Origin of the sequence: Kitasatospora sp. NRRL B-11411, assembly GCF_000721345.1 — a bacterium.
GTDB classification, from domain to species: Bacteria; Actinomycetota; Actinomycetes; order Streptomycetales; family Streptomycetaceae; genus Kitasatospora; species Kitasatospora cineracea.
The window spans coordinates 83265-103397 of record NZ_JOGH01000002.1; the positions used below are offsets into that span (position 1 = coordinate 83265).

General features: G+C 73.2%; 17 protein-coding genes. 9 read left to right on the forward strand and 8 right to left on the reverse strand.

Annotated elements, in window-relative coordinates; all coding sequences use genetic code 11:
* Positions 1–124 precede the first annotated feature (124 nt).
* The 3 genes from dnaJ to IH44_RS0101650 all read left to right on the forward strand — a co-directional run bounded on the left by dnaJ (position 125) and on the right by IH44_RS0101650 (position 3045).
* Positions 125–1276 (forward strand): molecular chaperone DnaJ, encoded by a 1152-nt coding sequence (dnaJ, locus tag IH44_RS0101640; RefSeq protein WP_030457530.1) that lies wholly within the window; start codon positions 125–127, stop codon positions 1274–1276.
* A 7-nt stretch (positions 1277–1283) separates the two neighbouring features.
* Entirely contained in the window at positions 1284–1814 is a 531-nt protein-coding gene (locus IH44_RS0101645) for a heat shock protein transcriptional repressor HspR (RefSeq protein WP_030457531.1), read from the forward strand.
* A 205-nt stretch (positions 1815–2019) separates the two neighbouring features.
* Complete coding sequence (locus IH44_RS0101650; protein WP_030457532.1) at positions 2020–3045, forward strand: hypothetical protein; 1026 nt, start codon at positions 2020–2022, stop codon at positions 3043–3045.
* 20 nt (positions 3046–3065) lie between these two features.
* Here the strand turns inward: IH44_RS0101650 and IH44_RS46160 are convergent, their stop codons facing one another.
* The gene (locus IH44_RS46160) at positions 3066–3236 is read right to left on the reverse strand and encodes a hypothetical protein (protein ID WP_157852055.1); all 171 of its coding nucleotides are present in this window, start codon (positions 3234–3236) and stop codon (positions 3066–3068) included.
* Positions 3237–3576: 340 nt separating this feature from the next.
* Between IH44_RS46160 and IH44_RS0101660 the strand changes: the two genes are divergently transcribed.
* Positions 3577–4185, forward strand: a complete 609-nt coding sequence (locus tag IH44_RS0101660; RefSeq protein WP_157852057.1) for a hypothetical protein — start codon at positions 3577–3579, stop codon at positions 4183–4185.
* A 15-nt stretch (positions 4186–4200) separates the two neighbouring features.
* Here the strand turns inward: IH44_RS0101660 and IH44_RS0101665 are convergent, their stop codons facing one another.
* The 7 genes from IH44_RS0101665 to IH44_RS0101695 all read right to left on the reverse strand — a co-directional run bounded on the left by IH44_RS0101665 (position 4201) and on the right by IH44_RS0101695 (position 12220).
* A complete protein-coding gene (locus IH44_RS0101665; RefSeq protein ID WP_030457534.1) occupies positions 4201–5166 on the reverse strand; it encodes a LuxR C-terminal-related transcriptional regulator in 966 nt (321 codons plus the stop codon).
* On the reverse strand, positions 5163–6176 hold the full coding sequence (locus IH44_RS42305; protein ID WP_051816431.1) for a LuxR C-terminal-related transcriptional regulator: 1014 nt from the start codon (positions 6174–6176) through the stop codon (positions 5163–5165). The genes IH44_RS0101665 and IH44_RS42305 overlap by 4 nt, the downstream gene beginning before the upstream one ends.
* Positions 6173–7126, reverse strand: coding sequence for a LuxR C-terminal-related transcriptional regulator (locus IH44_RS0101675; protein WP_051816432.1), 954 nt, complete (start codon positions 7124–7126; stop codon positions 6173–6175). The genes IH44_RS42305 and IH44_RS0101675 overlap by 4 nt, the downstream gene beginning before the upstream one ends.
* Positions 7123–8112, reverse strand: a complete 990-nt coding sequence (locus tag IH44_RS0101680; RefSeq protein ID WP_081966672.1) for a LuxR C-terminal-related transcriptional regulator — start codon at positions 8110–8112, stop codon at positions 7123–7125. The genes IH44_RS0101675 and IH44_RS0101680 overlap by 4 nt, the downstream gene beginning before the upstream one ends.
* Positions 8105–9178: a LuxR C-terminal-related transcriptional regulator gene (locus IH44_RS49290; protein ID WP_051816433.1), complete on the reverse strand. Its 1074-nt coding sequence runs from the start codon at positions 9176–9178 to the stop codon at positions 8105–8107. Before IH44_RS49290 ends, IH44_RS0101680 begins: the two co-directional genes overlap by 8 nt.
* Positions 9171–10418, reverse strand: a complete 1248-nt coding sequence (locus tag IH44_RS0101690; protein WP_157852059.1) for a LuxR family transcriptional regulator — start codon at positions 10416–10418, stop codon at positions 9171–9173. Before IH44_RS0101690 ends, IH44_RS49290 begins: the two co-directional genes overlap by 8 nt.
* Positions 10419–11119: 701 nt before the next feature.
* Complete coding sequence (locus IH44_RS0101695; protein WP_030457540.1) at positions 11120–12220, reverse strand: C4-dicarboxylate ABC transporter; 1101 nt, start codon at positions 12218–12220, stop codon at positions 11120–11122.
* Positions 12221–12290: 70 nt separating this feature from the next.
* Between IH44_RS0101695 and IH44_RS0101700 the strand changes: the two genes are divergently transcribed.
* The 5 genes from IH44_RS0101700 to IH44_RS0101720 all read left to right on the forward strand — a co-directional run bounded on the left by IH44_RS0101700 (position 12291) and on the right by IH44_RS0101720 (position 20132).
* Positions 12291–13220: a LysR family transcriptional regulator gene (locus tag IH44_RS0101700; RefSeq protein WP_030457541.1), complete on the forward strand. Its 930-nt coding sequence runs from the start codon at positions 12291–12293 to the stop codon at positions 13218–13220.
* 101 nt (positions 13221–13321) lie between these two features.
* A complete protein-coding gene (gene clpB, locus IH44_RS0101705) occupies positions 13322–15925 on the forward strand; it encodes an ATP-dependent chaperone ClpB (protein ID WP_030457542.1) in 2604 nt (867 codons plus the stop codon).
* A 179-nt stretch (positions 15926–16104) separates the two neighbouring features.
* Complete coding sequence (locus IH44_RS0101710; RefSeq protein WP_030457543.1) at positions 16105–16665, forward strand: YbjN domain-containing protein; 561 nt, start codon at positions 16105–16107, stop codon at positions 16663–16665.
* A 194-nt stretch (positions 16666–16859) separates the two neighbouring features.
* Positions 16860–18038 carry a pyridoxal phosphate-dependent aminotransferase gene (locus IH44_RS0101715; protein ID WP_035953556.1) on the forward strand — a complete coding sequence of 393 codons (1179 nt, stop codon included), beginning with the start codon at positions 16860–16862 and terminating at the stop codon, positions 18036–18038.
* Between the two features lie 195 nt (positions 18039–18233).
* On the forward strand, positions 18234–20132 hold the full coding sequence (locus IH44_RS0101720; RefSeq protein WP_081966675.1) for an alpha-galactosidase: 1899 nt from the start codon (positions 18234–18236) through the stop codon (positions 20130–20132).
* Position 20133 lies beyond the last annotated feature (1 nt).

Consider the following 20133-nt stretch of genomic DNA (forward strand, 5'->3'; position numbering starts at 1 on the left):
TGCGCTGCGGAGTCGTACGTCGTCCAGTACGGCGGCCGGCTCCGCAGCGCCGTATCAGGGCACCGCACCGCGGTGCCGACAGGCAACAGAACTTCGGTTTCCCGGGAGGTGGCGGTCAAAGGCCATGAGCGCTAAGGACTACGTGGAGAAGGACTACTACAAGGTCCTCGGCGTGCCCAAGGACGCCACCCCCGCAGAGATCAAGAAGACCTACCGCAAGCTGGCCCGCGAGTTCCACCCGGACGCGAACAAGGGCGACGCCAAGGCCGAGGAGCGCTTCAAGGACATCTCCGAGGCCTACGACGTGCTCTCGGACGAGAAGCGCCGCAAGGAGTACGACGAGGCCCGCTCGCTGTTCGCGGGCGGCGGCTTCCGGCCCGGCGGTGCGGGCGGCGCGTCCGGCGGCTTCGACTTCGGCGACCTCTTCAACGGCGGCGGCGGCACGGGCGGCGGCGGGATCGGCGACGTGTTCGGCGGCCTGTTCAACCGCGGCGGCCGGCAGGCCGCCCAGCCGCGCCGCGGGGCCGACGTCGAGACCGAGGTCACGCTGAACTTCGAGGAGGCCGTGGACGGCGCGACCGTGCCGCTGCGGATGACCTCCCAGGCCGCCTGCCGCGCCTGCGCCGGCACCGGCGCCAAGGCCGGCACCACCCCGCGGGTCTGTCCGACCTGCGTCGGCGCCGGCACCGTCAGCCGCGGCCAGGGCGCCTTCGCGCTCTCCGAGCCCTGCCGGGACTGCAAGGGCCGCGGCATGATCGTCGACGACCCGTGCACCGTCTGCCACGGCAGCGGCCGGGCCTCCTCCGCCCGCACCATGCAGGTCCGCATCCCGGCCGGCGTGCAGGACAGCCAGCGGATCCGGCTCAAGGGCAAGGGCGCCCAGGGCGAGCGCGGCGGCCAGCCCGGAGACCTGTACGTCACCGTGCACGTCGACCCGCACCCGGTGTTCGGGCGCAAGGGCGACAACCTGACGGTGACCGTGCCGGTGAGCTTCCCCGAAGCCGCCCTCGGCGGGACCATCGAGGTGCCGACCCTGAACGGCCCGGCCGTGAAGCTCAAGCTGCCGCCCGGCAGCGCCAACGGCTTGACCATGCGGGCCCGCGGCAAGGGCGCCACCCGCAAGGACGGCACCCGCGGCGACCTGCTGGTCACCGTGGAGGTCACGGTGCCCAAGCACGTCGACGGAGACGCGCTGACCGCACTGGAGCAGTACCGCGAGGCCACCGCCTCGGACGACCCGCGAGCCGCCCTGTTCAAGGCGGCGGAGGGAGCGTGAGACCCCGATGAGTCCCCACCCCGACAGTAGCCACGGCGGCGACGGCACCGGCCGGATCGGCCCCGGCCCCGGTCTCGGCGAGGGCCTGCCCGGCGGCGGCCGCCCGCGCGCCGCCGCCCCGCCCTACGTCCTCACCGAGGACACCCCGGTCTACGTCATCTCGGTCGCCGCCGAGCTCTCCGGCCTGCACCCGCAGACCCTCCGCCAGTACGACCGCCTCGGCCTGGTCAGCCCCGACCGCACCGCCGGCCGCGGCCGCCGCTACTCCGCCCGGGACATCCAGCAGCTGCGCGAGGTCCAGCGGCTCTCCCAGGACGAGGGCATCAACCTGGCCGGAATCAAGCGCATCATCGAACTCGAGAACCAGGTCACCGCCCTGCAGTCCCGCGTGAGCGAACTCGTCGACGCCCTGGAGGGCGCCGCCGCCACCCTCCAGCAGCGCGAGGCCGCCGTCCACGCCTCCTACCGCCGCGACCTGGTCCCCTACCAGCAGGTCCAGCAGTCCAGCGCCCTGGTGGTCTGGCGGCCCAAGCGCTGAGCAGAGGACACTGAGCCGTCGACGCCCCTACCGTTCGGGGGGTGTCGGCGGCGTCGCAATGCTGGAAGAGTCTCCGGGTGCCCGCCGGGGAATGCGCGGCACAAACAGGAATCCTCGACCAGGCAGTTTTACCTATCATCCATAGTGGCCACTTGGTCGGCCCTGTACCGCAACGCCCTGGGCCCGAACGGAGGGGGAGTAGTCAATGCGCGCAATCCGGGACTCCGGGCAGGCCGACTTCGGCAGTGGGCCGCTCTCCGCCGCAGCACATGAGATGTACCTGTCCATTGTGCGATCCGGTGGGCGGGCCACCACCGAGGAGGCCGGAACGGCACAAAAGGAGATCCAGGAACTCCTCGATTTCGGGCTGCTGATCCACGACACCGACGATCAGTCAGGCGTGGTGGCCGTCGATCCCAGGGCTCTGTCCGCATCGCTCAGCACCGCCTGGCAGCGCGAGGCGGCCCAGCTGCTCAACCGATCGGCCACGCTGACTGCCGAACTACGGGAACTCGGCGACGTGTTCAGCGAGTTGAACAGCCAGGGCGCAACCGGCGGGAAGATCGAATACGTCCGGGGCAAGGACCGGATCAACGAGCGGCTGGCGGCCCTGGTCGACAACTGCTCGCAGGAGCTGCTGACCGCCCAACCCGGCGGGGGACGCACTGCGGACACCGTCCGCGCCGCCATCAACCAGGACCTCCAGGTGCTCCGCCGGGGCGGCATCACCCGGAGCATCTACCAGCCGAGCGCGCGGTACTCGAGCCCCACCCTGGAGTACGTGGAGACGATGACCGACGCGGGGAGCGAGATCCGCACCCTGGGCGAACCGTTCTCCATCATGATCATCATAGACCGCAAGGTCGCGGTCATCCCCGGCAGCAAGGACATGACACAGGCTGCGTTCATCAAGGACCAGGCCGTCATCGACTACCTGATCAACGCCTTCGAGTCGCTCTGGGAACGGGCGATCCCGTTCCGCGCGAGCCGCGAAGTCCCTCCCCAGGTCCTTTCGAGTCTGCGCCAGCAGATCGTCCGTTCGATGGCCCAGGGCATCGGCCACCGGGTCATCGCGCGCAACCTCGGGCTGAGCGAGCGCACGCTGGCGCGCCACATCGCGGAGATGCGGGAGGACTACGGGGTCGACACGCTGTTCCAACTCGGCTGGAAGCTGGCGCAGGAGGCCGAGAGGGCGGGCTCCCCCGACCCGTCCAAGAACACTCTCGGCTGACGGCTGCTGCCGGCCGGCGCCTACTGCCAGCGGCTGTCGAGGAAGAACGTCTGGGTGGTAGGAGCGGGAAGAGCCTTGGCAGAGATGCTGGCGGGGTCCCAGATACTGTCCGCCGAGGCCACGCCCGAGCTGACGGTCAGGGCGGCAGCCATGAGGACGAAGGTGGCAATGAGGCGACGCGCGGTACGCACGTGGGCCCTCCCTCCAAGAGTGATCATGTCGACGGATCTCGAACACGCAAATCTGGGCAGTATTAATAATGCCCAGTCGCGCTGAGACAGGGTAGCCGTTCGGCATGTCATCTCACTGCCATGCAGTGAGATGACACTGGATGGCGGTGGACGGCATCGCCAACCTGCGGCGACGATCAGTGGGCCCAAAACTCGCGTCGGTCGGATCAGCCAGCGGGGGACAACGCGAGTGGCATGACCTCGGCAATTCGGTCTTGACCTACGAATGTCAGCAGCATTCGCACCCACGCCACACCACTGGTGGGCCATGCCCCCGCCGACTGATTCCTGCGGAGTAGACATGAGTGAGCACCACTTGCAGCACCGCGCCGAAGGACGCCGGGCACGCGTGTTCCTGGCCGCGCCGCTGATGCGGCTGACCGGGCCGGCGGACAGCGTGGTGACGTTGGCCAGCCGGACTCGGCTGACCACGCTGCGGAGCACGCTGCTGGACAGCGGGGCGGCGGTGTACAGCGCGCACCACAGTGACGCGTGGACGGTGGCGGGGCGGGCGCCGGAGCAGCGGGTGCCCTCGGACTTCCGGGCCATGCAGAGCGCGGACCTGGTGTTCGCGTACGTCGGTGCGCCGCTGTCGGCCGGGGTGAGCCTGGAGCTCGGGTGGGCTTCGGCGCTGCGCAAGCCGATCGTGCTGCTGGTGGACGAGGCGATCACGCACAACCCGCTGATCGCCACCATCGAGCAGGTCTCGCCGGTGCTCCCGCTGGTCTTCGACGACACCTGGTCGCAGGAGGCGCTGCACCACACCGTGGAGACCGCGCTGGACTGGGCCGGGATGGCGCTGTCGCTGCGCGGCGGCTTCTGGACCGCGCCGGGCGACCAGTTCCCGCGGCCGCGCCGCGAGCACGCCGGCCCGTACGGCTTCTGGTCCCCGGAGATCGCCACCGGCTGACGTCCCGTCACCCGGTCAGTCGGTTCCCCGCATCTGCCAGCCCAGTTGGAACAGGGTCTCCGCGTCGTGGAGTTCGCGCAGCCGGGAGATGTGCGCGGCGACGGTCCGTTCGCCGAGGCCCAGCCGGGAGGCGATCGTCTTCTGGGTCAGGCCCTGGGCGAGCAGCCGGCCGACCTGTTCGTGGACCGGGACGACGCTCTCGCCCTCGTGCTCGGCGGAGCGCCACTGGACCCGGTCGGCCCGCTCCCAGTCCCGTTCGAAGGCGGCGACCAGGAACGAGACCACCGCCGGGTCCTCGATGAACGCGGCACTGGAGTTGTCGGCCGACGCCGGGACGACGGCGATCCGGCGGTCGAAGACCAGCATCCGGCTGAACGGTTCGCTCAGGGTGCGGAACCGGCCTCCCCAGCCGGTGACCTGCTCCGCCCAGCGCACCGTCGGCCCGTCCAGCAGCGCGGTCGGCTCGTAGACGGTGCGGATGCTCGCCCCGCGCTCCAGGAAGCGGCGGGTGCGTTCCAGCGACTCCTCCAGCAGGTCCGCCGGCCCGGCGCCGCCCGGGTGCAGCGACAGCTCCTCCTCGTGCGCCTCGCTCGCCAACTGCAGGACGCGGTGCCGGATCTGCTCGGTCCGGTCGACGTGCTGCACCACGCTGGAGCGGTCCGCCCGGCGCGGGGTCGCGTCGTAGGCGTGGGTGAGGTCCTCCAGCAGCGCGGGCATCTCCTCCGCGCGCAGCAGCATCCGGGTGCCCTCGGCGCGCAGTTCGGCGCTGATCCGGTCGCTGACCGCCCGCGGGTCGACCGCCGTCAGCGACTGCTCGGCCGCGTCGTGCACCAGCAGCCCGAGCTCCATCAGCCGCAGCACCCCGGTCGGGTCCTGCTCCACCGCCTCGCGGAACGCCACCCGTCCGCCCTGGTCCAGGATCTGCTGGTAGAGCCGTCGCTCCGACTCGCTCGGCAGTGCGGCCGCGTTCGCCTCGCTCACAGCCCACCCTCCTTCTCGGCCGTCCGCCCCGGGGGCTGCTCCCCGGGCGGTGCGGCGGGTCGTCCGGACGCCCCGCGCAGCTGCCAGCCGAGCTGGAACAGGGTCTCCGCATCGTAGAACTCGCGCAGCCGGGCGATGTGCCCGGCCACCGTCCGCGGCGACAGGCCCAGCCGGGAGGCGATCGCCTTCTGGGTCAGCCCGGCCGCGAGCAGGTCGGTGAGTTCGGACGGGACACCGGTCGGACGCGGACGGCCGGCGGCGGCCTGCCAGTCGACCCGCTCGGCCCGCGCCCAGTCGCGCTCGAAGCGGTCCACCAAGGTGGCCAGCACCGCCGGGTCCTCGATGATCATCGCCTGCCGGTCGTCCGCGGCGGCCGAGACCACCGCCGCCCGCCGGTCGAAGATCACCATCCGCTGGAACGGCTCGTCCAGCACCCGGAAGCGCTCGCCCGCCGCCGTGAGCGTCGCCGCGTAGTCCACCGTGGGCGGATCGGCGAGGGCGCCCGGCTGGTAGAGGGTGCGCAGCTCGATGCCGGTGGCCAGGAAGCCCAGCGAACGGGCCCGGGTCTGCTGCATCACCCGGACCGGCCGGGCCCCGCCCGGCTGCGCCGCCAAGGTCTCCTCGCGCATCTCGGACTCGATCCGGGCGATGTGGTGCGCGATCTGCTGCCCCGCCACCAACCGCAACGGCCGGGACGGGCGGCCCCGCCGCGGCGCCGCGTCGTACGCCTGGACCAGGTCCTCCAGCCGGGACGCGGCGTGCTCGGCCGCCCGCAGCATCCCGTTGGCCGCGCTGCGCAGCTCCGCGCTCGCCCGCTCCCCGAACGCCCGCGGGTGCGCGGCCGTCAGCATCTGCCCGTGGTCGTGGTGCAGCAGCAGCCCCAGCTCGATCAGGCCGAGCGTGGCGTCCGGGTCCTGCTCCATCGCCTCCCGCAGCAGCACCATCCCGCCCTGGGCGACCACTTCGCGGTACAGGGCGCGCTCGGCGTCGTTCGGCAGACGGGGGCTCACCGGTCCACCTCCCGCATCAGCCAACCGAGCTGGAAGAGCGTCTGCGCGTCGTGGTGCTCGCGCAGCCGGGCGAGGTGGGCGGCGACGGTCCGCTCGGAGAGGCCGAGGCGGGAGGCGATCGCCTTCTGGGTCAGCCCGGCCGCCAGCAGGCCGGTCAGCGCGGCAGGCACGCCGGTCGGCCGCGGACGGCCCGCGGCGGCGTGCCAGTCGACGACCGCGGCCCGCGACCAGTCGCGCTCGAAACGCTCGACCAGCACGGCGACCACGGCCGGATCCTCGACGAACGCGGCGCTGGCGTTGTCGGCGGAGGCCGGAAGCACGGCCACCTTGCGGTCGAAGACCAGCAGCCGGGTGAACGGCTCGTCCAGGACCCGGATCCGCTCGCCGAGGTCGGTGACGTCGGCCGCGTACGAGGCGGTGGGCAGGTCGGTGAGGGCGGCTGGCTCGTAGACGGTGCGCAGGGCGATCCCGGCGGCCAAGTGTCCCCTGGTGAGCTCGAGGGACTGCTTCAGGAACTGCTGCGGCCGGGCACCGCCGGGCTGGGCGGCCAGGATCTCCTCGTGCGTCTCGGCCTCGATCTGCAGGATGCCGTGCCGGATCTGCGTCATGTCGTGGACGTGGCGCACCACGCTGGACCGCTCGACCCGGCCGAGCGCCGCCTCGTACGCCTGGCTGAACGACTCGAGCAGGGCGGGAGCCTCCTCGGCGCGCAGCAGCAGCCCGGCCCCCTCCGCCCGCATCCGGGCACCGAGCCGCCCGGCGGCGGTGCGCGGGCTGACGGCGGTCAGCGACTCGTCGACCACGTGGTGCACCAGCAGCCCGAGTTCGATCAGCCGGAGCGTGGCGTCCGGGTCCTGCTGCATCGCCTCGCGGAACATCACCCGGCCGCCCTGGGACAGGACTTCGCGGTAGAGGGCTCGGTCGGCTTCGTTCGGCAGGCGGGGGCTCATCGGTCCGCCTCCCGCATCAGCCAGCCGAGTTGGAAGAGGGTCTCGGCGTCGTAGCGCTCGCGGAGGCGGGCGATGTGTTCGGCGACGGTGCGCTCGGAGACGCCGAGGCGGGAGGCGATGGCGCGTTGGGTGAGGCCGGTGGCGAGCAGGCGGCCGATCTGTTCGGTGGGCGGGGGGACGGCGGTGCCGGCGAGGTCGTGCCAGGGGACGCGTTCGGCGCGGTCCCAGTCGCGGTGGAAGAGGCCGACCAGGTGGTCGACCACGGCGCGGTCCTCGATGAAGGCGGCGGTGCGGTTGTCGGCGGAGGCGGAGATGATCACCGTCCGGCGGTCGAAGATCAGCATCCGGGTGAAGTCCTCGTCCAGGGAGCGCAGTCGCATGCCCCAGCCGGTGGCCCGCACCGCGTAGTCGATCACCGCCGGGTCGGACTTCACGGTCGGCTGGTAGAGGATGTCCATCCGGGCGCCGGCGGCCAGGGCCTTCTCGGCGCGGGCGCTCTTCTCCAGGTACACCACCGGGCGGTGGCCGGGCTGGGCGGCCAGCACCTCCTCGCGGAAGTCGGCCTCGATCTGGAGCAGGCGGTGCCGGATCCGGTCCACGTCCAGCACGTGGGTGATCTGCCGGCCGTGGTCCTGGTGGCGGACGGCGCTGTCGAACGCGTCGGCGAGGACGTCGAGTTCGGTGGGGACGTGCTCGGCGGCCGCGAACATCCGGGTGCCCGCCTCGCGCAGTTCGCGGCTCAGCCGGCCGCTGACGGTGCGCGGGTTGACGGCGGTGAGCTGCTCGCTCTCGTCGTGCTGGACCAGCAGTCCGAGCGCGAGCAGCCGGGCGGTGGCGGCGGCGTCCTGCTCGGTCGCCTCGCGGACCGAGACCTGGCCGCCGGCCCGCAGCACGGCCAGGTAGAGCGCCTTCTCGGTCGGGCCGGGAGCGGGTGGCGCGAGGGCGGGTGGCGCGGGAGCGGGTGGCGCGGGGTGGGCGTCAGGCATCGTGCTTGCCCCTCCGCATCAGCCAGCCGAGTTGGAACAGGGTCTCGGCGTCGTAGCACTCGCGCAGGTGGGCGATGTGGGCGGCGACGGTGCGTTCGGACAGGCCGAGGCGGGAGGCGATGGCCTTCTGGGTGAGGCCCTGGGCGAGCAGGCGGCCGACCTGGTCGACGGCGGTGCGGGTGGGGGCGCTGTCGAGGAGGCTGTGCCAGGAGACGCGTTCGGCCCGGGTCCAGTCGCGTTCGAAGTTGGCGACGATCATGGCCACGGTGGCGGGGTCGGAGATCACCGCGGCCCGGTCCGGGTCGTCGGCGGCGGGCACCACGGCGGTGGTCCGGTCGAAGACCAGGGCGCGCTGGAAGGGCTCGTCGAGCAGCCGGACCTCGCCGCCGGCCCGGGTGACGGTGTCGGCGTAGCGGACCGTGGCGGGTTCGGTGAGGACGGTCGGCTGGTAGAGGGTGAGGATGCGGCAGCCGCGGTGCAGGATCGGGAGGTCCTGGCTCAGGGAGAGTTCCAGGGCGGCGGGCACCAGCGGTCCGGGGTGCGAGGTCAGGGCCTCTTCCCGGCAGGTGGAGCCGAGTTGGGCGATCCGCTGGCGGATGTGTTCGCGGCCGGTGAGCTGGTGGTCGGCCGGGACGGGCTCGGCCGGGCGGGGCACGCTGTCGTAGGCGGCGATCAGCGGGTCGAGGTCGGCGGCCAGGCGTTCGGCCAGGTTGAGCAGGCGGGCGGCCTCGGTGTTCATCTCGGTGCTGAGGGTGTCGGCCACGAAACGGGGGTTGACGGCCAGGTAGGAGCCGTCGAGGCCGTCGGAGACCAGCAGGCCGGTGCGCAGCAGCCCGGCGAGGACGTGCTGCCGCTGCACGGGGACGGCGTCGGCCGCGATCCGGCCGCCGGCTTCCAGCACGTCCAGGTAGAGGCGCCAGGCCGCCGCGTCGATCGGCCCGCAGGTGCCCGCGGGCGCGGGGACGGGGCGGGCCGCCGGTCCGCAGGCGGGACGGACGGGCGCCTGGACGGTGGAGGTCGGGACGGGTGCGGGGGCCGGGGCGGGAGCGGGGATCGGGTCAGCCACGTCCGCTGCCTCCTCGCATCAGCCAGCCGAGCTGGAACAGGGTGCCGGCCCCGTACAGGTCGCGCAGCCGGGAGATGTGGCCGGCGACGGTGCGTTCGGAGAGGCCGAGGCGGGTGGCGACGGCGCGCTGGGTGAGGCCCTGGGCGAGCAGGCGGCCGACCCGGTCGGTGATGGTGCGGGTGAGCGTGCGGGCGTCGAGGCCGTGCCAGTGGACCTGTTCGGCGCGGGCCCAGTCGCGTTCGAAGCCGGCCACCAGGTAGGCGATCGCGGCGGGGTCCTCGACGAACGCGGCGCGGCTGTGGTCCTCGGCGGCGGGGATCACGGCGACCCGCCGGTCGATGACGATCAGGCGGAGGAACGGCTCGTCCAGGACCCGCAGTTGGGCGCCGTGCTCGGTCATCGTGGTGGCGTGCCGGACGGCGCTGTCCGCGGTGAGCGCGACGGGCTGGTAGAGGGCGCGCAGGGTGGCGCCCCGGCTGAGCATCCGCCGGTCCTGGGTGTGGGCGAGTTCGAGGACGGCGGGCGGGCGGAGCCCGGGCTGGGCGCTGAGCAGTTCGAGGCGGCAGTCGGAGACCAGTTGGGCGATCCGCAGCCGGATGCCCTCCTGGCCGTCGACGTAGACGGCCTGCCCGGTCCGGTCGGCGGGCCGGGGGACGGCGTCGTAGGCGCGGGCGAGCGGGTCGAGCGCGGCGGGCAGCCGGCCGGCGTCGAGCAGCAGGCGGGTGGCGCGGGAGCGCAGGTCGGCGCCGAGGCGTTCGGCGACGGCGCGCGGGCTGACCGCGACGTAGCAGCCGTCGATCCGGTTGGGCAGCATCAGGCCGATCGCCACCAGCTGGTCCAGCAGGGCCCGTTGGCGTTCGGGGGTGCGGCCGGTGCCGGGCGGGGGCGGCGCGTCCAGCGGGATCCGGCCGCCGGCGGCGAGGACGGCCAGGTAGAGCTGGGTGGCCTCCTCCTCGGGCAGTCCGGCTTCCGGGCCGAACGGGAGGTCGGCGTTGGCGGACGGGAGGTCTGCGTCGACGGACGGAAGGTCGGCGCCGGCGGGCGGGAGGTCGGTGTCGACGGTTGCCGGGCCCGGGTCGGCGGGCGGCGCGGGCGGTACGGGCGGCGCGGACGGACCGTCGAGCGGGTCGGTCGGCGCTCCGGCCGGGCCGGAAGGCGCACCTGACGGTGTGTTGGATAGCCCGCCGGGTGTGCCGGGCCGACCGGCGTCCGGATCGGACTTCGGGTGGTCCGCTGCCACGTCGAGCACTCCCTGCCGTCTTCCTCCGCTTGCGGATGATGATTCCAGCAGGGCCGTCGGGTGCGACGGCGGGAGTCACCCCCGCGGACCGGGCGCGTCCCCCGGGCCGGGTGCGGTCTGCACCCGGATCCCGGAGGACCCGCTCGTGTTACGCCGGCGTCATTGGCGCTTCGGTGAGGCGGAGCAGCAACGCCTCACCGATCCGGTCACGGTAGCCACCACCACACGTGGCGTCCCGGCCGGTGCTCTTCCCCCCGTTGCGCAGATACGAACGCACCTGTCGCCCCCACGCGAAGAGCAAGTCGCCGACTCGGGCTGCGGCTGCCCCGGACGACCTGGCGTGACTCCACCCTCACAGCGGGGCGAACTCCGAACAAGTGCTCTCCGGCTGCAGGTTCCCGCAAGTGCAGGAACCTGCAGCAAACACCTCGCTCCCGCGCCCCGAATCGCGCCTTTCCCGGAATGCCCCCCTCCCCTGAGCAGCCATTCGGCGTCCGGCGGCGGGCGTCCGGAACGGTGGCGTCGCGGCGGCCCGGAATGTCACTGCCCCGGACCGGAATTCGGCAATCCTCCGCCGAATCCACCGATCCGGAATCCGTCGCACCGAATGCCGCCCGGCTCCCGGACGCGGTCACCCGGCATCCCGGCACCCGCCACCGCCAGGGCCGCCCGGGCCGTCCCCGGAGCGCTCCGGGCGCACGTCAGAGCAGGCGCCCCGCCCGCAGGCCGGCCGCGGTCCGGGCCAGCGCCACCGCCCAGGCGGTGAGCAGCAGCAGGTAGAGCGCGGCGGCGAGGGCGGTGAATCCGCCGAATCCGGTGTGCCGGGCCAGTGCGGTGGCTCCGGTGACGAGGGTGCCGACCGGGAAGGTGAATGCCCACCAGGTCATTGCGAACGGCATTTCGGCACGCAGTGCACGCAGGTTGGCAACGAGTGCCACCGCCAGCCACAGCAGCGCGAATCCCATCACCGTGACGCCGTACACCTCGGCCAGCCCCCGGGCGGCGGCCGCCGCGCCGGGGCCCGCGCCGGGCAGCGCGAGCGGCACCGCGTCGGCGAACTGGTGGACGGCGGTGGTGGACTGGCCCAGCGGCCCGAGCACCAGGAACAGCGACGGGGTGAGCACCAGGGCGGGCAGCTTGCTGTGCAGCAGTCCGCCGAGGACCACCGGCAGCAGCGCCAGGGTGGCCAGCAGGCTGGCGCCGAACATCGCCACGCACCCGTACAGCAGCGCCTGCCGGGCCGCCCCCGCGGGCAGGTGCGGCACCAGGGCGGGGCCGAGCGCCGCGGACACCATCGGCGCGACCACCGGCAGCAGCCAGGTCGGGTTGGCCTCCAGCGCGGACAGCCGGTGCCGGGTGATCATCAGGTAGGGCAGTCCGGCGGCCACCACCAGCGCGTACCCGGTGCCCACCGTCCACAGCAGCACGTCCAGCGCGAGGGCCGGGCCGGTGCCGAGCAGCGGGCCGCCGACGGTCAGCGCGCCGTAGCCGACGGCCAGCAGGGCCATCGGCGGGCAGCCGTAGAAGACGGCGGCGGACGGGTCCTCCAGCAGGGTGCGCCGGGCCTGCTCGCGGTGCCGGGCCAGGTGGACGGCCCGGCCGGCCAGCAGGGCGGCCAGCATCAGCAGCGAGAGCGTCCAGACCGCCTCGGCGAGGGCGGTGCGGCCGGGGACGTCCACCGGCAGCGCGGCGGCGGCGTTGCCGGTGATCGCGGTGCCCATCACGGCGGCGTACCAGTTGGGTCCGAGCCGGGAGAGGTCGAGGGAGCGCAGGGTGGTGCGCGGCGCGAGGAGGGTTGCCATGGCTCCACCCTCCGCCGGTGCCGGGGACGCGGGTAGCGAGCCGTCCGCTATGAGGACATAGCCTGGGCCTATGGCTCTCTCCCCGCACGTCCCGGAACTCGGCGCCCTGGAGCTGCTGCTCGCCGTGGCCCGGCTGGGCAGCGTCGGGCGGGCCGCCGCCGAACTGGGCGTCAGCCAGCCCGCCGCCAGCGCCCGGATCAAGGGCATGGAGCGGCAGATCGGGGTGGCGCTGCTGGAGCGCTCGCCGCGCGGCTCCCGGCCCACCGAGGCGGGCCGGCTGGTGGTCGAGTGGGCCCGGCAGGTGGTGGAGGCGGCGCAGGCGCTGGACGCCGGGATCGACGCGCTGCGCGGCCGCCGGGACGCCCGGCTGCGGGTGGTGGCCAGCCTGACCGTCGCCGAGTACCTGATGCCGGGCTGGCTGCTGGCCCTGAACGAGGCCAGCCCGGGCACCGCCGTCACGCTGCGCACCGCGAACTCGCACGACGTCGCCGCCCAGGTGCTGGCCGGCGAGGCCGACCTGGGCTTCGTCGAGGGCACCTCCACCCCGGCCGGCCTGTCCGGCGCGGTGGTGGCCGCCGACCGGCTGGTGGTGGTGGTCTCCCCCGAGCACCGCTGGGCCCGCCGCCGCGCCCCGGTGACCGGCGCCGAGCTGGCCGCCACCCCGCTGGTGCTGCGCGAGGTCGGCTCCGGCACCCGGGAGGTGCTGGAGGAGGCGCTGGCCCCGTACGGCGGGCCGGCGGCGCCCCGGCTGGAGCTGGCCTCCTCGACGGCGCTGAAGGCGGCCGCGATGACCGGCGCGGGCCCGGTCTGCCTGAGCGAGCTGGCGGTGAAGGAGGAGCTGGCCACCCGCCGGCTGGTGGCCGTGCCGCTGGACGGGCTGGAGCTGCAGCGCCCGCTGCGCGCGGTCTGGCCGGCCGGCCAGCGCCCGGCTGGACCGGCCCGCCAGCTGCTCGGGCTGACCCGGGCGGCCCGGCCCGCCGGGGCCGTCCGGAAGGACTGAGCGGAAACCCTTCGTAAAACCTGAGCGGAATAGACTCAACTTAGTGCATGCTGTATCCAGCAGACTCGCACCAGTTCCGAGACGAGAGGGGTATGCCCGCAGTGGACGCCAGTAAGTTCACCAGCAAGACGCAGGAGGCGCTGTCCTCCGCCATCCGGCAGGCCAGCGCCGCGGGGAACCCGGACGTCAAGCCGGTGCACATCCTGCTGGCCCTGCTCGACCAGCCGGAGGGCCTGGCCCGCCCGCTGCTGGAGGCCGTCGGGGCGGACGCCGCGCGCGTCACCGCCGCCGCCCGCCAGCAGGCCGCCGCCCAGCCGGCCGCCCAGGGCTCCACCGTCGCCGCGCCGAACCTCGCGCGCGACACCCTCGCGGTGCTGGAGGAGGCCGGGAAGCGCGCCGCCGACCTGGACGACCAGTACGTCTCCACCGAGCACCTGCTGGTCGGCCTGGCCGCCGAGGGCGGGCAGGTGGCCGAGCTGCTGAAGCAGCAGGGCGCCACCGCCAAGGCGCTGCTGGCCGCGTTCAAGGAGGTCCGCGGCAGCGCCCGGGTCACCTCGCCGGACCCGGAGGGCACCTACAAGGCCCTGGAGAAGTACGGCTCCGACCTGACGCAGGCCGCCCGGGACGGCAAGCTCGACCCGGTGATCGGCCGCGACCAGGAGATCCGCCGGGTGGTGCAGGTGCTCTCCCGGCGCACCAAGAACAACCCGGTGCTGATCGGCGAGCCCGGCGTCGGCAAGACCGCCGTGGTCGAGGGCCTGGCCCAGCGGATCGTCGCGGGCGACGTGCCGGAGTCGCTGCGCGGCAAGCGCCTGGTCGCGCTCGACCTAGCGGCGATGGTCGCGGGCGCGAAGTTCCGCGGCGAGTTCGAGGAGCGGCTGAAGGCCGTCCTGAACGACATCAAGGCCTCCGACGGCCAGGTGGTCACCTTCATCGACGAGCTGCACACCATGGTCGGCGCGGGCGCCGGCGGCGACTCCGCGATGGACGCGGGCAACATGCTCAAGCCGATGCTGGCCCGCGGCGAGCTGCGGATGGTCGGCGCCACCACGCTGGACGAGTACCGCGAGCGGATCGAGAAGGACCCGGCCCTGGAGCGCCGCTTCCAGCAGGTGATGGTCGGCGAGCCGACCGTCGAGGACACCATCGCGATCCTGCGCGGCCTCAAGGGCCGCTACGAGGCGCACCACAAGGTGGAGATCACCGACGCCGCCCTGGTCGCCGCGGCGACGCTGTCCAACCGGTACATCACCGCCCGCTTCCTGCCGGACAAGGCGATCGACCTGGTCGACGAGTCCGCCTCCCGGCTGCGGATGGAGATCGACTCCTCCCCGGTCGAGATCGACGAGCTGCAGCGCTCGGTCGACCGGCTGCGGATGGAGGAGCTGGCGCTGGAGAAGGAGTCCGACCCGGCCTCGGTCGAGCGGCTCGGCAAGCTCCGGCGCGACCTCGCGGACAAGCAGGAGCAGCTGAGCACCCTCAACGCCCGCTGGGAGCAGGAGAAGAAGTCGCTCAACCGGGTCGGCGAGCTCAAGGAGCGCCTCGACGACCTGCGCGGCGCCCTGGACCGCGCCCAGCGCGACGGCGACTTCGAGCGCGCCTCCAAGCTGCTGTACGCCGAGATCCCGGCCGCCGAGCGGGAGTTGACCGAGGCGCAGGACCGCGCGGCGGACGAGCCCAGCACCACCATGGTCAAGGAGCAGGTCGGCCCGGACGACGTGGCCGACGTGGTCGCGTCCTGGACGGGCATCCCGGCCGGCCGGCTGCTGGAGGGCGAGAGCGCCAAGCTGCTGCGGATGGAGGAGGAGCTCGGCAAGCGCCTGATCGGCCAGCACGAGGCCGTCCGCGCCGTCTCCGACGCGGTCCGCCGCACCCGCTCCGGCATCGCCGACCCGGACCGTCCGACCGGCTCGTTCCTGTTCCTCGGCCCGACCGGCGTCGGCAAGACCGAGCTGGCCAAGGCCCTGGCGGACTTCCTCTTCGACGACGAGCGCGCCATGGTCCGGATCGACATGAGCGAGTACGGCGAGAAGCACTCGGTCTCCCGCCTGGTCGGCGCCCCGCCCGGGTACGTCGGCTACGAGGAGGGCGGCCAGCTCACCGAGGCGGTCCGCCGCCGCCCGTACAGCGTGGTCCTGCTGGACGAGGTGGAGAAGGCCCACCCCGAGGTGTTCGACGTGCTGCTCCAGGTGCTGGACGACGGCCGGCTCACCGACGGCCAGGGCCGCACGGTGGACTTCCGCAACGCGATCCTGATCCTCACCTCCAACCTCGGCTCGCAGTACCTGGTCGACCCGAACACGCCGGAGGAGCGGAAGAAGGAGCTGGTGCTGGAGACGGTCCGGCAGTCCTTCAAGCCGGAGTTCCTGAACCGGCTGGACGACATCGTGGTCTTCGACCCGCTGGGCACCGAGGAGCTCAGCCGGATCGTCGACCTCCAGGTCGCCGCGCTGGCCCGCCGCCTGCACGAGCGCCGGCTCACCCTGGACGTCACCCCGGCCGCCCGGGACTGGCTCTCGCTGACCGGCTACGACCCGGCGTACGGCGCCCGGCCGCTGCGCCGGCTGGTGCAGTCCGCGATCGGCGACCAGCTGGCCAAGGAGATCCTCTCCGGCCGGGTGCACGACGGCGAGACGGTCGTGGTCGACCACGACGGCGTCTCCGACCGGCTGAGCGTCGGGCCGCGCACCTCGCTGGACAAGTGACGATCCGTCACCGGACGCCGGTGCCGCCGCGGTCGGCGGCACCGGCGGCACGGCCCGCCGGGACATGATCACGCGGCGGGCCGCACCCTGTGCCGCGGGCCCCGAATGAGGCAGGATGGAGGCCAGGAAAGGCGGCCCCCCATCGGCAGCCGACCGTGCACCGTGAAAGGGACACCCCCGTGAGCATCGACCCGTCGTCCATCCCGTCCTTCGGCCTGCCTCAGCCGCCGCAGGGTGGCGGCCAGCCCGGTGGCGCTCCGGCCGGGCCGCCGGTGATCGTCCCGGACCAGAACCTGGTGGCCCAGCTGCTCGACCAGATGCAGCTCAAGCACGTGGTGGACGAGGAGGGCGACCTCACCGCCCCCTGGGAGAACTTCCGCGTCTACTACATGTTCCGCGGCGACCACAAGGAGCTGTTCGCGGTCCGCGCGTTCTACGACCGCCCGTTCCCGCTCGAGCAGAAGCCCGAGATCCTCGCCCTGATCGACGAGTGGAACCGCGAGACCCTGTGGCCCAAGGTCTACACCCACACCCACGACGACGGCATCGTCCGGCTGATCGGTGAGTCCCAGATGATCGTCGGCAGCGGCGTCAACCTGGAGTACTTCGTCGGCACCACCGCCAACTGGACCCAGGCCGCGGTCGGCTTCGAGCAGTGGATGGCCGAGCAGCTCGGCGACCAGGCCAAGCCCGCCGACGACGAGGCCGCCCCCGAGGACGGCCCGGCCGACGAGGCCTGAGCCCCACCCCGCACCCCGGACGGGCCCGCCCCTGCACCCGCAGGCGGCGGGCCCGTCCGCATGAACGCCCCACCCGCACCACGACGCCCCGCCCGGAGGACGCACTCCGGGGCGTCCCGGGCTGAGGGGCCTTGGCGGGTGCTGCGCGCGGCTGGATGATGGGGCCCGACCACCCTGTCTGTGAGGAGCCACCGATGAGCACCAGGCCGCTGCTGAACCGCCGGCTGGAGGGCATGGGTACGACGATCTTCGCCGAGATGTCGGCCCTGGCCACCGCGACCGGTTCGATCAACCTCGGCCAGGGGTTCCCGGACACCGACGGGCCGGAGGAGGTCCGCGAGGCGGCCGTGCGGGCGCTGCGCGAGGGCCTGGGCAACCAGTACCCGCCGGGGCCGGGCGTGCCCGAGCTGCGCGCCGCGATCGCCGAGCACCAGCAGCGGTTCTACGGCCTCTCCTACGACCCGGACACCGAGGTGCTGGTCACCGCCGGCGCCACCGAGGCGATCGCCGCCGCCCTGCTGGCGCTGCTGGAGCCCGGCGACGAGGTGATCGCCTTCGAGCCGTTCTACGACTCCTACGCCGCCTGCATCGCGATGGCCGGCGCGGTCCGCGTCCCGCTCACCCTGCGCGCCCCCGCCTTCCGGCCCGACCTGGACGAGCTGCGCTCCCTGATCACCCCGCGCACCCGGCTGCTGCTCGTCAACACCCCGCACAACCCGACCGGCACCGTCCTCACCCCCGAGGAACTCGCCGCCGTCGCCGAACTCGCCGTCGAGCACGACCTGTTGGTCGTCACCGACGAGGTCTACGAGCACCTGGTCTTCACCGGCGCCCACCACCCGCTCGCCGCCCTCCCCGGCATGCGCGAGCGCACCGTCACCATCTCCTCCGCCGGCAAGACCTTCTCCTTCACCGGCTGGAAGGTCGGCTGGGTCACCGGCACGCCCGCCCTGGTCGCCGCCGTCCGGACCGCCAAGCAGTACCTGACGTACGTCTCGGCCGGCCCGTTCCAGTACGCCGTCGCCGAGGCCCTGCGCCTGCCCGACAGCTACTACGCCGACTTCCGCGCCGACCTGCACCGCAAGCGCGACCTGCTCGCCGCGGGCCTCGCCGCCGCCGGCTTCCGGGTCTTCGAGCCGCAGGGCACGTACTTCATCACCACCGACATCACCCCGCTCGGCGAGAAGGACGGCACCGCGTTCTGCCGCGCCCTCCCCGAGCGCTGCGGCGTGGTCGCCATCCCGAACGCGGTCTTCTACGACGACACCGAGGCCGGCCTCAGCCAGGTCCGGTTCGCCTTCTGCAAGCGGACCGAGGTGCTGGAGGAGGCGGTGGAGCGCCTGCACGGCCTGCGCGGCCTGCACGCCCGGTAGCGGACCCGCCCGGCCCCGGTGACGGCAGCACGCCGTCACCGGGGCCTTTCGCGTGTCCGGGGCCGGGTACCGACAGTCGGAATGTTTGTTTACGTTCGCCAACGTTGATTCATCCCGCCAAATCTGCCGATTCGTTGACGCTTCCCGTTTGATCATGGTTGGCTTCGCCACACGATCCGACAGGAGGGAACAGCAATGAAGGTGTTACCGCAGATGCGCCTGGTGGTCCGGTTCGAGTCGGGGCGGGAGAGCGGGTTCGGCCCCTTCGTGCTCGGGGAAGCGGTCGACACCGCCCGCACCCCCGAGAGCCCCGGGGTCAGCGTGGGTGCGGCGGCGCCCCACCGGGTGACCGTGCGCCCGCCGGACGGCGAGCGGATCGCCTCCGTCGAGTACCTGCTGCGGGCCCCGATGGGGAACTTCGACCAGGTCGTCCCGCCGGACAGCGGCCGGTGGTTCATGAACCTGATGCACGCCACCGGCTTCTGGAAGCACGGCCGGCTCGCCCGGTCGAAGATCGACGACGTCAAGGTCCCGCTCTACCTGTTCACCGGGCGGGACGGGAACGTGGAACTGGCGATGGGCGTCGTCGGCGACCTCGTCGAGACCGACCTGCGCCTGCTGGAGCCCGTCTCCGACCGGGCGTTGAACGTCCACACCGGCGGCGTCGAGGTGGGCATCCGCCGCGGTACGGAGGAGTACCCGCTGCCCGGGTCCGTCCTGGCCGCCGACGGCTCCCTGACCGAGTACGTCTACCTCCGCTCCGGTCCCCGGGAGGACCGCTCGCCGTGGCTCGACGTCCTGCGGGACTTCTCCGAACGGACCAGGTCCGCCTTCGGGCCGGCGGACCGGCTGGTGCCCGCGTCCTTCGAACCCTTCTGGTGCAGTTGGACCGACTGGGCCAGCGACGACATCGGCGAGGAGATGGTCCTGGAGAACGTCCGGATCGGACTCGACCTCGGGGTGCGGAACTTCATCATCGACGACGGCTGGTTCGGCCCCGGTCTCGACACCGCCTACGAGACCCCGCTGAACATCGGCGACTGGACGCCCGACCCCGCCAAGTTCCCCGACCTCCCCCAACTGGTGCGCCGCATCGACACGATGGGCGGACGCGCCGTCATCTGGTGCGCCCCGCACGCCGTCGGACCGGCCGCCGCCTGCTTCGCCGACCGCCGCCGCCTGCTGATCGCCCCGCGCTCCGGCGAACCCGTCCTGGGCGAGACCCAGTTCCACTCGCTGTGCTTCATGAACGCCGAGGCCCGCCGGACGATGGCCGACATCTGCGTGCGGCTGGCCCGGGAGTACGGCTTCCACGGGGCGAAGTACGACCTGTTCAACTGGATACCCGACCTGCGGTGCGAGAGCCCGCACCACGAGCACGACCTGGAATCGATGCTCACCGGCCTGCGGCTGATGCTGGCGGACGCGGACCGGCGCACCCGCGAGGTCTCCCCCGACCACATCGTCGAGCTCAAGCAGAACTACGGCACGGCGCTCCTCACCCCGTACGGCACCTGCATGCGGGCCGGCGACGCGCCCTTCGACCCGCGGACGAACTTCCTGCGCACCCTGCACGTCCAGGCGTACACCCCCGCCGCGCTCAACGACTACCAGACCTTCGGGCCCGACGACACGCCGCAGGACGTCGCAGTGTCCGTCATCACCATGCTGGCCGCCGGAATCCCGGCCTACGGGGCGGACTTCACCCGCCTCCCGGAGCAGGGCCGGGACGTCCTGCGCTGGTACCACCGCCTCTACGCCGACAACATGAGCGGCTTCCTCGGCCACCGGACCGTCCACGACTCCTCGCACGGCGTGCTGCGGGCGGCGGCCGCCGAGCAGGACGTCGTGTTCGTCCTCCAGCCGTCCACCGCGTGCCGGATCGACCGGCCGTCCCTCGTCCTCAACGGCGGCTACGCGACCCGGCTGACCGTGGACGCCCGGGCCGCCGGGCTCTCCCACACCGTGCTGTCGCCCTCCGGCGTGCCGCTCACCGCGCCGCGCCCGCACCCCGGCGGCCCGCTCGGCATCGACGTCCCGCCGGGCGGCGGCATCCGCTTCGCCCGGCCCGCCGGGAACGGGGCGGCCGCATGAC

Excerpts from the sequence above, each read along its gene's own strand:
- IH44_RS0101675 (WP_051816432.1), bottom strand. The coding sequence starts at position 7,126 with ATGAGCCCCCGCCTGCCGAACGAAGCCGACCGAGCCCTCTACCGCGAA.
- IH44_RS0101680 (WP_081966672.1), bottom strand. The coding sequence starts at position 8,112 with ATGCCTGACGCCCACCCCGCGCCACCCGCTCCCGCGCCACCCGCCCTC.
- IH44_RS0101720 (WP_081966675.1), top strand. The coding sequence starts at position 18,234 with ATGAAGGTGTTACCGCAGATGCGCCTGGTGGTCCGGTTCGAGTCGGGG.
- IH44_RS0101700 (WP_030457541.1), top strand. The coding sequence starts at position 12,291 with ATGGCTCTCTCCCCGCACGTCCCGGAACTCGGCGCCCTGGAGCTGCTG.
- dnaJ (WP_030457530.1), top strand. The coding sequence starts at position 125 with ATGAGCGCTAAGGACTACGTGGAGAAGGACTACTACAAGGTCCTCGGC.
- IH44_RS0101645 (WP_030457531.1), top strand. The coding sequence starts at position 1,284 with ATGAGTCCCCACCCCGACAGTAGCCACGGCGGCGACGGCACCGGCCGG.
- IH44_RS0101695 (WP_030457540.1), bottom strand. The coding sequence starts at position 12,220 with ATGGCAACCCTCCTCGCGCCGCGCACCACCCTGCGCTCCCTCGACCTC.
- IH44_RS0101715 (WP_035953556.1), top strand. The coding sequence starts at position 16,860 with ATGAGCACCAGGCCGCTGCTGAACCGCCGGCTGGAGGGCATGGGTACG.
- IH44_RS0101650 (WP_030457532.1), top strand. The coding sequence starts at position 2,020 with ATGCGCGCAATCCGGGACTCCGGGCAGGCCGACTTCGGCAGTGGGCCG.
- IH44_RS0101660 (WP_157852057.1), top strand. The coding sequence starts at position 3,577 with ATGAGTGAGCACCACTTGCAGCACCGCGCCGAAGGACGCCGGGCACGC.